12 protein-coding genes are annotated in these 12,961 nt (G+C 69.4%); 3 read left to right on the top strand and 9 right to left on the bottom strand.

The window, feature by feature from the left end; translation table 11 throughout:
* Positions 1-21: 21 nt before the first annotated feature.
* The 5 genes from ABZ898_RS23470 to dnaK form a co-directional block, all read right to left on the bottom strand.
* Positions 22-1,128, bottom strand: a complete 1,107-nt coding sequence (locus tag ABZ898_RS23470; protein ID WP_361662162.1) for a substrate-binding domain-containing protein — start codon at positions 1,126-1,128, stop codon at positions 22-24.
* A 348-nt stretch (positions 1,129-1,476) separates the two neighbouring features.
* Entirely contained in the window at positions 1,477-1,935 is a 459-nt protein-coding gene (locus tag ABZ898_RS23465; RefSeq protein ID WP_030816557.1) for a helix-turn-helix domain-containing protein, read from the bottom strand.
* Positions 1,936-1,940: 5 nt separating this feature from the next.
* The gene (dnaJ, locus tag ABZ898_RS23460; RefSeq protein WP_361662158.1) at positions 1,941-3,122 is read right to left on the bottom strand and encodes a molecular chaperone DnaJ; all 1,182 of its coding nucleotides are present in this window, start codon (positions 3,120-3,122) and stop codon (positions 1,941-1,943) included.
* A gap of 45 nt (positions 3,123-3,167) precedes the next feature.
* The gene (grpE, locus tag ABZ898_RS23455) at positions 3,168-3,818 is read right to left on the bottom strand and encodes a nucleotide exchange factor GrpE (protein ID WP_361662155.1); all 651 of its coding nucleotides are present in this window, start codon (positions 3,816-3,818) and stop codon (positions 3,168-3,170) included.
* Positions 3,815-5,656, bottom strand: coding sequence for a molecular chaperone DnaK (dnaK, locus tag ABZ898_RS23450; protein ID WP_361662152.1), 1,842 nt, complete (start codon positions 5,654-5,656; stop codon positions 3,815-3,817). Before dnaK ends, grpE begins: the two co-directional genes overlap by 4 nt.
* Before the next feature lie 327 nt (positions 5,657-5,983).
* On the opposite strand from dnaK, the gene ABZ898_RS23445 reads away from it, so the two are divergent.
* Positions 5,984-8,290 carry a (Fe-S)-binding protein gene (locus ABZ898_RS23445; protein ID WP_361662149.1) on the top strand — a complete coding sequence of 769 codons (2,307 nt, stop codon included), beginning with the start codon at positions 5,984-5,986 and terminating at the stop codon, positions 8,288-8,290.
* 70 nt (positions 8,291-8,360) lie between these two features.
* Here ABZ898_RS23445 and ABZ898_RS23440 read toward each other — a convergent pair whose 3' ends face one another.
* Entirely contained in the window at positions 8,361-8,687 is a 327-nt protein-coding gene (locus ABZ898_RS23440; protein ID WP_161148362.1) for an antibiotic biosynthesis monooxygenase, read from the bottom strand.
* A 204-nt stretch (positions 8,688-8,891) separates the two neighbouring features.
* Here ABZ898_RS23440 and ABZ898_RS23435 point away from each other — a divergent pair, with 204 nt between their 5' ends.
* Together ABZ898_RS23435 and ABZ898_RS23430 are read left to right on the top strand one after the other, a co-directional pair.
* Entirely contained in the window at positions 8,892-10,376 is a 1,485-nt protein-coding gene (locus ABZ898_RS23435; RefSeq protein ID WP_361662146.1) for a VCBS repeat-containing protein, read from the top strand.
* A 139-nt stretch (positions 10,377-10,515) separates the two neighbouring features.
* The gene (locus ABZ898_RS23430) at positions 10,516-11,415 is read left to right on the top strand and encodes a Yip1 family protein (RefSeq protein WP_361662143.1); all 900 of its coding nucleotides are present in this window, start codon (positions 10,516-10,518) and stop codon (positions 11,413-11,415) included.
* A gap of 70 nt (positions 11,416-11,485) precedes the next feature.
* Here ABZ898_RS23430 and ABZ898_RS23425 read toward each other — a convergent pair whose 3' ends face one another.
* From ABZ898_RS23425 to ABZ898_RS23415, 3 genes are all read right to left on the bottom strand, one after another.
* On the bottom strand, positions 11,486-11,983 hold the full coding sequence (locus ABZ898_RS23425) for a phosphoribosyltransferase (RefSeq protein WP_361662141.1): 498 nt from the start codon (positions 11,981-11,983) through the stop codon (positions 11,486-11,488).
* 13 nt (positions 11,984-11,996) lie between these two features.
* Entirely contained in the window at positions 11,997-12,572 is a 576-nt protein-coding gene (gene dcd, locus ABZ898_RS23420; RefSeq protein ID WP_361662138.1) for a dCTP deaminase, read from the bottom strand.
* Between the two features lie 106 nt (positions 12,573-12,678).
* On the bottom strand, positions 12,679-12,837 hold the full coding sequence (locus ABZ898_RS23415; protein WP_165507348.1) for a hypothetical protein: 159 nt from the start codon (positions 12,835-12,837) through the stop codon (positions 12,679-12,681).
* Positions 12,838-12,961: the final 124 nt, after the last annotated feature.

The raw sequence follows: 12,961 nt of genomic DNA, 5'->3' as shown, positions 1-12,961 counted from the left end.
CCCCGGCCGTGCCGTCCCGCGTCAGCGCAGGCCGATGGCGGCACAGGCCGACTTGTAGGCGGCGGTGCAGATCTGGGCGGAGGTGTAGATGCCGTCCGCGACGACCGTGTCCTTGATCTTGCTCTTGGTCAGCGCGCTCACCTGCACCAGCTTGGCCGGGATCTGCTTGTTCGTGGGGCTGTCGACGCGGTCCTGGGTGAGGGCGTCGAACTGGATGTCCTTGCCCTGCACCTTGGCCACGGCCATCTGGGCCGCCGCCTCGGCCTCGTCCGGGTAGGACTTGTAGACGCTCATGTACTGCTCGCCCGCCAGGATGCGCTGCACGGCGTCGAGTTCGGCGTCCTGGCCGGTGATCGGGGGCATCGTGGCGACACCGGCGTTCTTCAGGGCCTTGATGACCCCGGCCGCCATACCGTCGTTGGCGGAGTAGACGGCGGCGATGTTGGCCTTGCCCAGCTTGCCGATCGCCTGGGCCATGTTGGACTCGGCGTTCTCCGGCTTCCAGTCCTTGGTGTCGAAGCTGTCCGCGATCGTCACCTTGCCGGTCAGCTCGGAGAGCGCGCCCTCCTTGAACTGCTTGGCGTTGGGGTCGGTGGGCGAGCCGTTCATCATGACGATCTTGTCGGAGAGACCGGCGCTCGAACCCAGGCGCTCCAGCAGCGACCGGCCCTGCACCTGGCCGACCAGCTCGTTGTCGAAGGAGATGTACGCGTCGATCGGGCCCTCGGCCAGGCGGTCGTAGGCGATCACGGGGATGCCGGCGTCCTTGGCCTTCTTCACCGCGGGCGCGATCGCGTGCGCGTCGACCGCGTCCAGCAGGATGACGTTGACCTTCTGGTCGATCATCCGCTGCAGCTGATCGGCCTGCGTGCTGGCGCTCGCGTCGGCGTTGGAGTACTCGACCTTGCCCTTCTTGTGGGTCAGCTCGGCCACCTTGCTCTTGATGATGGGGTAGTCGAACTTGTCGTAGCGGGTGTTCGCCTTCTCCGGCAGCAGCAGGCCGACGGTGACCTCGTCGCCCATGGTCGGGCTCGCGCTCGCGTCGTCTCCCGCCCCGTTCAGGACGCCGCAGCCGGCGAGCGGGAGGACCATCGTGGAGACGGCCACGGACATGGCGATACGACGCATTCGAGGGCTCACTTCAGGTGCGTTCCGACGGGGTGCAGCGTGCGACCCAGGTGTCTGAAAAGACAACGCGGAGGCGCCCCATGGCGTCAAGCAAAACAACTTAACGAGATGGCAACACCACGTTCCGTTTATCCGGTGAAGACCTGGCGGAGCATTGCGCAACGCTCTGTAAACACGCTTCACACCCTCCCCGCCCGAACCGCTTGTTACGTACACACTGCCGAATGAAGTCGGCCAGGGTGTGAACAGCCCGGCGAACGGGTCGGTGAACGGGTCGGTGAACGACGAAGGGGCCGGGAGGCGTTGTGCCTCCCGGCCCCTTCACGAAGGATGCCCGCCGCGATCGGCTCAGTCCGCGGACTGCTGCCGCTTGGGCCGCCACACCACCAACGCGCTGGTCTGCTGGACCTCCTGGTACGGGACCAGGTCGCGCCGGTAGGAGGCGTGCACGGCGGCCTCGCGCTGACGCATCGTCGCCGCCGCGCCGTCCAGGGCCGACTCCAGCTCCGCGACCCGGGACTGGAGAGCCGCGACGTGGTTCTCCAGTTCGATGATGCGCTTGATGCCGGCCAGGTTGATGCCCTCGTCCTGCGACAACTGCTGCACCTGGCGGAGCAGTTCGATGTCACGGGCCGAGTAGCGGCGCCCACGCCCCGCCGTGCGGTCCGGGGAGACCAGACCGAGGCGGTCGTACTGCCGGAGCGTCTGCGGATGGAGTCCGGAGAGCTGTGCGGCCACCGAGATGACGTAGACCGGGGTCTCCTCGGTCAGCTCGTACGGGTTGCGCCGACGACCTGGTGTGTCCATCGGGCTCAGTCTCCCTTCGCGGCCTCGAACAGCTCCGCCCGCGGGTCCTCGTCCGCGGTCGCCTCGCGATACGCCTCCAGCGCGTCACGAGCCTTCCCCGAGAGGTCCTTCGGGACACTCACTTCCACGGTGATCAGCAGATCGCCGTGGCTGCCGTCCTTGCGCGCCGCGCCCTTGCCCCGCGCCCGCATGGTGCGGCCGTTGGGCGTGCCGGGCGGCAGCTTCAGGGTGACCGGGGACCCGCCGAGGGTGGGCACCCGCACCTCACCGCCGAGCGCGGCCTCGGTGAACGTCACCGGGACGGTGACGGTGAGGTTGTCGCCCTTGCGCCCAAACACCTTGTGCTCGCCCACGTGGACGGTGACGTACAGGTCGCCGGCCGGGCCGCCCCGCTCGCCGGGGGCGCCCTTGCCGCGCAGCCGGATGCGCTGGCTGTCGGTGACGCCCGCCGGGATGCGGACCTGCATGGTGCGCGAGGACTTGGCCCGGCCGCTGCCGCTGCACTCCATGCAGGGGTGCTCGGCGATCAGGCCGCGGCCCTTGCAGTCGGGGCACGGGTCGGTGAGCGAGAACCCGCCACCCGAGCCCCGCGCGACCTGCCCGGTACCGACGCAGGTCGGGCACACACGCGGCGTGCCGTTCTTGTCGCCGGTACCCGAACACGCCTTGCAGGGAGCCTGCGAGGTCATCCGGAGCGGAACGGTGGCGCCCTCGATCGCCTCGGTGAAGCTGAGCGTCACCTCGGTGTCGACGTCCTGCCCCCGGCGCGGCTGGGTACGCGTGGTACCCGCGCCGCCCCGGTTGAACAGACCGCCGAAGACGTCGCCGATCCCGCCGCCGAAGCTGCCGCTCTGCGCGCCGCCGGCCCCGCCGGCACCGCCGAAGAGGTCGCCGAGGTCGAAGTTGAACTGTCCGCCGCCCGCGCCCGGCCCCGGCCGGAAACCGCCGTTGCCGAACAGGGCGCGCGCGTCGTCGTACTCCTTGCGCTTCTTCGGGTCGCCGAGGACGTCGTTCGCCTCGGAGATCTCCTTGAAGCGCTCCTCGGCGCGGGTGTTGCCCTTGTTGGCGTCCGGGTGGAACTCGCGGGCGAGCTTCCGGTACGCCTTCTTGATCTCCGCCTCGGTGGCGTCCTTGGGGACGCCGAGGACCTTGTAGAAGTCCTTCTCGATGAAGTCCTTGGTGCTCATCCCCGACGTCCCTCCTTCCGGCCCTGCTTGATCTGCGTGATTACGTCAGCCCTCCTCCGGGCCACCGTTCTCCTTGTCGTCGGCCGCGCTCTCCTCGGCCTCCTCCGCCTTGACCGTCTGCGCGCCGGGCTGCGGTTCGGCGACGGCCACCCGCGCGGGGCGGATGGTGCGCTCGCCGAAGCGGTAGCCGGGCTGGAGGATCGCCACGCACGTCGTCTCGGTGACGTCGGGCGCGTAGGAGTGCATCAGGGCTTCGTGGATCGTCGGGTCGAAGGGCTCACCCTCCTTGCCGAACTGCATGAGGCCCATCTTGGCCGCGACGGTCTCCAGCGACTCGGCCACCGACTTGAAGCCGCCGACCAGTTCGCCGTGCTCGCGGGCGCGGCCGATGTCGTCCAGTACGGGCAGCAGCTCGGTCAGGAGGTTCGCCACGGCGATCTCCTTGACCGCCACCCGGTCGCGCTCGACGCGGCGACGGTAGTTCTGGAACTCGGCCTGGAGGCGCTGGAGGTCCGCCGTGCGCTCACCGAGCGCCGTGCGTGCCTGGTCCAGCTGGGCCACCAGGGCCACATCTGCGCTTGCGTCCCCAGCCGGGGCCGCCCCCTCCTCGGAGGCGGCCTTCGGCTCGGCGTCGTCGGGGTCCGCGCCGGAGGGGACGTCGGGCTTCTCCTCGAAGCCCGGGGTCTCCTCCGTCACGCGGCACCGTCCTTGCGCTCGTCGTCGACGATCTCGGCGTCCACGACGTCGTCGTCCCTGGCGTCAGTGGCGTCGGCGGACGGACCGCCGGCGGCCTGGGCGCCCTGGGCGTCGGCGTACATGGCCTGGCCGAGCTTCTGCGAGACGGCCGCGACCTTCTCGGTGGCGGTGCGGATCTCGGCGCTGTCCTCGCCCTTGAGCTTCTCCTTCAGCTCGGCGACAGCCTCCTCGACCTCGGTCTTGATCTCGCCCGGGACCTTGTCCTCGTTGTCCTTGAGGAACTTCTCGGTCTGGTAGACGAGCTGCTCGCCCTGGTTGCGGGTCTCGGCGGCCTCGCGGCGGGCGTGGTCCTCCTCCGCGTACTTCTCGGCCTCCTGGCGCATGCGGTCGACCTCGTCCTTCGGCAGCGAGGAGCCGCCGGTGACGGTCATCTTCTGCTCCTTGCCCGTGCCCAGGTCCTTCGCGGTCACGTGCATGATGCCGTTGGCGTCGATGTCGAAGGCGACCTCGATCTGCGGGACACCGCGCGGGGCCGGCGGCAGACCGGTCAGCTCGAACATGCCGAGCTTCTTGTTGTACGCCGCGATCTCGCGCTCGCCCTGGTAGACCTGGATCTGCACGGAGGGCTGGTTGTCCTCGGCGGTGGTGAAGATCTCGGACCGCTTGGTCGGGATCGTCGTGTTCCGCTCGATGAGCTTGGTCATGATGCCGCCCTTGGTCTCGATACCGAGGGACAGCGGGGTGACGTCGAGGAGCAGGACGTCCTTGACCTCACCCTTGAGGACACCGGCCTGGAGGGCGGCGCCGATGGCGACGACCTCGTCCGGGTTGACGCCCTTGTTGGCCTCGTTGCCGCCGGTCAGCTCCTTGACGAGCTCGGCGACGGCCGGCATACGGGTGGAGCCACCGACGAGAACGACGTGGTCGATCTCGGACAGCTGGATGCCCGCGTCCTTGATGACGTTGTGGAACGGCGTCTTGCAGCGCTCCAGGAGGTCGGCGGTCAGCTGCTGGAACTGGGCGCGGGTGAGCTTCTCGTCCAGGTGCAGCGGGCCCTCGGCGGACGCCGTGATGTAGGGCAGGTTGATCGAGGTCTCCGTGGAGGAGGACAGCTCGATCTTGGCCTTCTCGGCGGCCTCGCGCAGGCGCTGGAGCGCCATCTTGTCCTTGGCGAGGTCCACGCCGTGGCCGGCCTTGAACTGCTGGACCAGGTAGTCGACGACGCGCTGGTCCCAGTCGTCACCACCGAGGTGGTTGTCACCGTTGGTGGCCTTCACCTCGACGACGCCGTCGCCGATCTCCAGCAGCGAGACGTCGAAGGTGCCGCCACCGAGGTCGAAGACCAGGATGGTCTGGTCGTCCTTGTCGAGGCCGTACGCGAGAGCGGCGGCGGTCGGCTCGTTGACGATGCGCAGGACGTTCAGACCCGCGATCTCACCGGCCTCCTTGGTCGCCTGACGCTCGGAGTCGTTGAAGTACGCCGGGACGGTGATGACCGCGTCGGCCACCTTCTCGCCCAGGTACGCCTCGGCGTCGCGCTTCAGCTTCTGCAGGATGAAGGCGCTCATCTGCTGCGGGTTGAAGCTCTTGCCGTCGAGCTCGATCGACCAGTCCGTGCCCATGTGGCGCTTCACGGAGCGGATGGTCCGGTCCACGTTCGTGACCGCCTGGCGCTTGGCGACCTCGCCGACCAGCACCTCACCGTTCTTCGCGAAGGCGACGACGGACGGCGTGGTCCGGGCACCCTCGGCGTTGGTGATGACGGTGGGCTCGCCGCCCTCCAGAACGCTGACGACGGAGTTAGTCGTGCCCAGGTCGATGCCGACCGCACGTGCCATGGTTGATTCCTCCAGAGGACTTGAGTGGGACTGGCTCAAGTGTGCCACTCCGGTCGCACCGGGTCAACAGACATGAGCGGGGCCGACTCAACTCTTATATGGCGCTTATATGCAAGGCGGCGACGGGTGGCCGCCGCAAGCCGCCCGAAGGTGCGCCGGAGGTGTCCCGTAGTCGTCCAGGACCCGTTCCTCCGTCCCGGCGAAGGTAACCCTCAGCGACTCACATCACCCCGCGCCCGGCTGCATCCCGCAGGAAGATGGGGGTAGTCTCAGACGGACTGGATAAGTTACCGCTTAGTAATTTCGAGGCCGCTTCAGGAGCCCCTCATGCAACTCGCCGCGATCATCGTGTCGCTGGTCCTGACCGTGGTCGGCGTCGCGCTGCTCGCCCGGGCCATCGGACAGTTCGTCCGGTACTTCAAGCTGGGCCAGCCCGTCCCCGCCGGTACCCGGACCGACAACCCGTACCAGCGCAGCGTGACCCTGGTGCGGGAGTTCCTCGGCCACACCAGGATGAACCGGTGGGGAATCGTCGGTGTAGCCCACTGGTTCGTCGCCGTGGGCTTCCTGACGCTGCCGCCGACCCTGGCCCAGGCGTTCGGCCAGCTCTTCAAGGCCGACTGGACCCTGCCGCTCATCGGCGGCTTCCTGCCCTTCGAGCTGTACATCGAGTTCATCGGTGTGATGACGATCCTCGGCATCGCCGTGCTGATGGTCATCCGACTGCTGAGCCTGCCCAGCCGACCGGGCCGCAAGTCCCGCTTCGCCGGTTCCAAGTCCGGCCAGGCGTACTTCGTCGAGTACGTCATCCTCACCATCGGCCTCGCCATCTACACCCTGCGCGGCCTCGAGGGCGCCCTGCACGGCGTGGACCACTACGAGGCGGCCTACTTCGCCTCGTACCCGCTGGTCCTCGCCTTCAAGGCGCTGAGCGTCACCACCCTGCAGAACCTGGTCTACCTGGTCGCCATGATCAAGATCGGGACCTCGTTCATCTGGATGATCGTGGTCTCGCTCAACACCAACATGGGTGTGGCCTGGCACCGCTTCCTCGCCTTCCCGAACATCTGGTTCAAGCGGGACGCGGACGGCGGGGTCGCCCTCGGCGCCCTGCAGCCGATGACCTCCGGCGGCGAGCCGATCGACTTCACCGACCCCGGTGAGGACGACGTCTTCGGCGTCTCCCAGGTCGAACAGTTCTCCTGGAAGGGCCTGCTGGACTTCTCCACCTGCACCGAGTGCGGCCGCTGCCAGTCGCAGTGCCCCGCCTGGAACACCGGCAAGCCGCTCTCCCCGAAGCTGATGATCATGTCGCTGCGGGACCACGCCCACGCCAAGGCGCCGTACCTGCTCGCGGGTGGCGGCAAGACCATGGAGGGCGAGGAGAAGGCGAGCGAGGAGCAGCTCAAGGACGTTCCCGCCGCGGCCCTCGCCGAGGCCGAGCGCCCGCTCATCGGCACCGCCGAGGAGAACGGCGTCATCGACCCCGACGTCCTGTGGTCCTGCACCACCTGCGGCGCCTGCGTCGAGCAGTGCCCGGTGGACATCGAGCACATCGACCACATCGTCGACATGCGCCGCTACCAGGTGATGATCGAGAGCGCGTTCCCGTCCGAGGCGGGCACGATGCTCAAGAACCTGGAGAAGAAGGGCAACCCCTGGGGCCTGGCGAAGAAGCAGCGCCTGGAGTGGACCAAGGAGGTCGACTTCGAGATCCCGGTCGTCGGCCGTGACATCGAGGACCTGTCCGAGGTCGAGTACCTCTACTGGGTCGGCTGCGCCGGCGCCCTGGAGGACCGCGCCAAGAAGACCACCAAGGCCTTCGCCGAGCTGCTGCACATCGCGGGCGTCAAGTTCGCGATCATGGGCGGCGACGAGAAGTGCACCGGTGACTCCGCCCGCCGCCTCGGCAACGAGCCCCTGTTCCAGGAGCTCGGCATGGAGAACGTCATGTCCCTCAACGCCGCCTTCGGCGAGGAGATGGACGACGACGGCAAGGTGCTGCCCGAGTCGGCGAAGCCGAAGTCGGCCAAGAAGATCGTCGCCACCTGCCCGCACTGCCTCAACACGCTCGGCAACGAGTACCCGCAGCTCGGCGGCGACTACGAGGTCATCCACCACACCCAGCTGCTCCAGCACCTGGTGGACGAGGGCAAGCTGATCCCGGTCACCCCGGTCGAGGGCATCATCACGTACCACGACCCCTGCTACCTGGGCCGGCACAACAAGATCTACACGCCCCCGCGCGAGATCATCGGCAAGGTCCCGGGCCTGCGCAACGAGGAGATGCACCGCCACAAGGAGCGCGGCTTCTGCTGCGGCGCCGGCGGCGCCCGGATGTGGATGGAGGAGCGGATCGGCAAGCGCATCAACAACGAGCGCGTCGACGAGGCCCTCTCCCTCAACCCGGACATCGTCTCCACCGCCTGCCCGTTCTGCCTGGTCATGCTGACCGACTCGGTCAACGGCAAGAAGGCTGCTGCCGAAAGTGGCTCCGCCACGGGCGTCAAGCCCAAGGAGTCCATCCAGGTCGTGGACGTGGCCCAGCTCCTGCTGGACTCCGTCAGGACCCCGGCGGACCCCGCGGACGAGGACGAGCCGGCCACCGAGCCGGAGCCCGAGCCGGTGAAGTAGCCGCACGACTCCCCATACGACGGCGCCCCCCGGCCCACGAGGCCGGGGGGCGCCGTCGTATCCGTAAGGGCTACTTCGGGGACGCCTGCTGCACGACCTCGAAGGACCACAGGGTGGAGCCGGCCGCGGCGGGCCGCTGCTTCTCGCCGCCCTCACCGCCGCCCGCGCCCTGGTGGGCGGCCTTCATCGGACCCTCCATCCACGCCTGGAAGGCCGCGTCGTCGCGCCAGCGGGTGTACACGAGGTACTGGTCGGTGCCCTCGACCGGCCGCAGCAGCTCGAACCACTCGAACCCGTCCGAGCTCTCCACGGTGTGGGCCCGCGAGGCGAACCGCTTCTCCAGCACCTCCCGCTGCTCGGCGGGAACGGTCAGCACATTGATCTTCACTACGCTCATGCCCCCATCCTGCCCCCCACGGCCCGCCGACGCCCGCCCCGGAAGTTTCCCCGCGCCCGCGGGCAACCGTTCCCGCCCCACGTCGGTCTGATGATCGCCAACCGCTGCGCGGCCCCCGGGCGACCGGGGCCGACGCGGGCTGTCGGCCCCCACCGACCGCGGATGCCCGTCCCCGGCATCCCCCGTACGCCGCAGGAGAACCCCATGCGCGCGCACCACAGACTCGTCCTGGCGACGGCCACCGCGGCCGCGCTCACCGGCGGGCTGCTCACCCTCACCGCCGCCCCCGCCACGGCCGCCGACTCCACCACCGTGGCCAGGGCCGACTTCAACGGCGACGGCATCGGCGACATCGCGACCTCGGCCTGCACCGCCTACGTGGGCGGCAGGAAGGGCGCCGGCCAGGTCGTCGTCCTGTACGGCACCAGGACCGGCGTCTCCGGCACCAAGCGCACCACCCTCAGCCAGGACACCGCCGGCGTCCCCGGCGGCTCCGAGGCGGGCGACGCCTTCGGCGGGTCCCTGGCCTACGGCGACTTCAACCACGACGGCTACGACGACCTCGCCGTCGGCGTCCCGCACGAGAAGGTCGGCACCGACGTCAACGGCGGCGCCGTCACCCTGCTCTGGGGCTCGAAGAGCGGCCTGACCGGCAAGGGCTCCGACCTGCCCGACCCGGCCGTCGGCTCCCACGACTACTGGGGCCGTAACCTGGCGGCGGGCGACTTCGACGGCGACGGCCGCACCGACCTCGTCGTGGGCGCCACCGGCTCCACCCTGTACCTCTACAAGGGCGGCTTCAGCTCCAGCGGCACCGCGGCGAGCCGCACCACCGTCAAGCCGCCCATCCAGTCCGGCACCGCCGACGACCCGACCGGCCCGCTCAACCTGACCGCCGGGGACGTCAACGGCGACGGCCGCACCGACCTGGTCGTGGACGGCTACGAGACCGGGACCCGCTTCGGCTGGAACACCAACTACTGGCTGCCCGGCACCGCGAGCGGCCTCAGCACCTCCGCCGCGAAGAAGCTCAGGTCCGGCATCATCACCGGCATCGGTGACATCAACGGCGACGGCTACGGCGACATCGTCAGCGGCGCCATGTGGGACGGCGGCAGGCTGGACGACGGCACCCCGGTGCCGGACGCCTCCACCGGCGGCCGCGTCAACATCACCTACGGGTCGGTCTCGGGTCCTGACCGCAACTCCGCGATCGACCAGAACACCGGCAACGTCCCCGGCGCCTCCGAGAAGGGCGACGGCTTCGGCGGCGAGCTGGACCTCGGCGACATCAACGGCGACGGCTACCAGGACCTGGTGATCAGCAGCGTCTTCGAGGACCTCGGCACGGCGTCCGACGCGGGCCTGGTCACCGTCCTGTACGGCTCCGCGGGCGGCGTGAACACCGCCACCCGGGCCCAGTCCATCGCCCAGAGCACCGCGGGCGTGCCCGGCAACGACGAGAAGGGCGACCACTTCGGCATGGACGTCAAGCTCGACGACGTCACCGGCGACGGCCGCGCCGACCTGCTGGTCGGCTCCGACGAGGACGGCGGCGACGGCGCGCTCGTCTACCTGCCGTCCGACGGTACGAAGATCACCGCGACCGGCTCCCGCTTCGTCGGCGTGAAGAACGTGGGCGTCTCGTCGACCGGCGCGCCCTGGTTCGGCAGCGTCATCGCCAACTGAGCCCCGGGCGCCGGAATCCCGCCCGGCCCCGGGATGTCACCCTGACGGTCCCTTAGGGGATGTCACAGGATGGCCGCAATGCCGGGCCCGACCCCTCGGGCCCGGCACACCGGCGGCCGGGAGCAGGTACGTTCGACGGGTGGCTGGATTCAGGATGGGACGCGGGGACCGGGACGACCGCACCGCGCAAGGACAGCAGACGCACGCGCCCCAGGGACCGTCGTACGGCGGCCGGGCCCCGCACCAGGGGCAGCGGCAGCCTTCCTACGGCTACCCGCAGGGCAGCCCGCAGAGGCAGCAGTACGGGTATCCGGGGCCGGTGAACGACGGACCGGAGTACTTCGGCGACCCCGGCCACGGGGCCCACGGCGGTGGGCACGACCCGTACGCGGCGAACCAGCCGGGCCACACCCAGGCGTTCTCCGTCGACGAGGCCTCCGCCTACAGCCAGGGCGACACCTACCACGCGGGCTCCGCCGCCCCGGCCGGCCCCTCCGGCCCGCCGCTGCACTGGAAGGAACTGCTGAAGGGGATCTTCCTCTCCCCCGGCCCGACCTTCCTGCGCATGCGGGACTACACGATGTGGGGCCCCGCCCTGATCGTGACCTTCCTCTACGGCCTGCTCGCCGTCTTCGGCTTCGACGGCGCCCGCGAGGACGTCATAGGAGCGACGCTCACCAACGCGATCCCGATCGTGCTGGTCACGGCCGTGGCGCTGGTGCTCAGCTCGTTCGTCCTCGGCGTGGTCACCCACACCCTGGCCCGCCAGCTCGGCGGCGATGGCGCCTGGCAGCCCACGGTCGGCCTGTCCATGCTGATCATGTCGCTGACGGACGCGCCGCGCCTGGTCGTCGCCATGTTCGCCGGCGGTGACGCGAGCTTCGTGCAGGTCATCGGCTGGATCACCTGGCTCGCCGCGGGCGCGCTGCTGACCCTGATGGTCTCCCGCTCCCACGACCTCCCCTGGCCCAAGGCCCTGGGCGCGTCCGCGATCCAGCTGATCGCGCTGCTGTCGATCGTGAAGCTCGGCACCTTCTGAGCGGACCCCGGCACACGAGAGGGCCCCCGGAGCACGATGCTCCGGGGGCCCTCTCCCGTACCGGGCGCCGTCAGGCGTCCAGCACCTGACCGGTGCGCCGCACGACGGGCGGTTCGACGCTCCACGGGAAGTTGATCCAGTCCTCGGTGCGCTTCCAGACGTACTCGCACTTCACGAGGGAGTGGGACTTCTCGTAGATGACGGCGGAGCGCACCTCGGCGACGGTCTCCAGGCAGAAGTCGCGCACCAGCTTGAGCGTCTTGCCGGTGTCGGCGACGTCGTCGGTGATCAGCACCTTCTTGTCGGAGAAGTCGATCGCGTCGGGGACGGGCGCCAGCATGACCGGCATGTCCAGCGTGGTGCCGACGCCGGTGTAGAACTCGACGTTCACCAGGTGGATGTTCTTGCAGTCCAGGGCGTACGCCAGGCCGCCGGCCACGAAGACGCCGCCGCGCGCGATGCTCAGCACGATGTCCGGCTCGTAGCCGTCGTCCGCGATGGTCTGCGCCAGCTCGCGGACGGCCGCGCCGAAGCGCTCGTAGGTCAGGTTCTCCCGCACGTCACTCATATCGTCGTCGCCCTCATACCTGGGTCCGGTGGAAGTTCAGGAAGGACCGCGAGGCGGTCGGACCGCGCTGGCCCTGGTAGCGGGAGCCGTAGCGCTCGCTGCCGTAGGGGTGCTCGGCGGGCGAGGACAGCCGGAACATGCAGAGCTGGCCGATCTTCATACCGGGCCAGAGCTTGATCGGCAGGGTGGCGAGGTTGGACAGCTCCAGCGTCACGTGGCCGCTGAACCCGGGGTCGATGAACCCGGCGGTGGAGTGGGTGACCAGGCCGAGCCGGCCGAGCGAGCTCTTGCCCTCCAGGCGGGAGGCGAGGTCGTCGGGGAGGCTGATCACCTCGTACGTGCTCGCCAGGACGAACTCACCCGGGTGCAGGATGAACGGCTCGTCGCCCTCGGGCTCCACGAGCCGGGTGAGGTCCGGCTGCTCGACGGAGGGGTCGATGTGGGGGTACCGGTGGTTCTCGAACACCCGGAAGTAACGGTCCAGCCGTACGTCGATGCTCGACGGCTGAACCATGGATTCTTCGAAGGGATCGATCCGCACCCGCCCGGCGTCGATCTCGGCCCGGATGTCCTTGTCTGAGAGAAGCACGCCCCGAGGATACGCAAGGGGCGCGGACCGCCGACAATCGTGACGAGTCCGCGCCCCCTGGTGGTGCGTGTACCTACCGCTTGTCTACCGCTTGCCCAGCGCTTGTCTACCGCTTCTGCAGCGTGACCGGCACCGCGCTGCGCAACCGCGCGCAGCGGGGGCACCGGACGAGCCGGCCGGGGCCGAGGCGCTCGGCCTGCTGCATCGGGAACGTAGCGGCGCTGAAGACGTGCCCGTCCGCGCAGCGGACGACGGTGCGTTCCATCAAGTCCCTCAAGTCCCTTCCCCAGGAGCCGCGTCGGGCTTGCCTCCCCGACGCCGGACGGCACATTACGGGATGAAAGAGACGCCGTACCAGGCGGCACTCCGGGCCGTCCGAAGCCCCCACC

Source organism: Streptomyces sp. NPDC046860 (assembly GCF_040645115.1).
In the GTDB taxonomy this organism is placed as follows: domain Bacteria; phylum Actinomycetota; class Actinomycetes; order Streptomycetales; family Streptomycetaceae; genus Streptomyces.
Note: the sequence above shows the minus strand (reverse complement) of the source record. Positions and strands in the feature narration are given on the sequence as shown.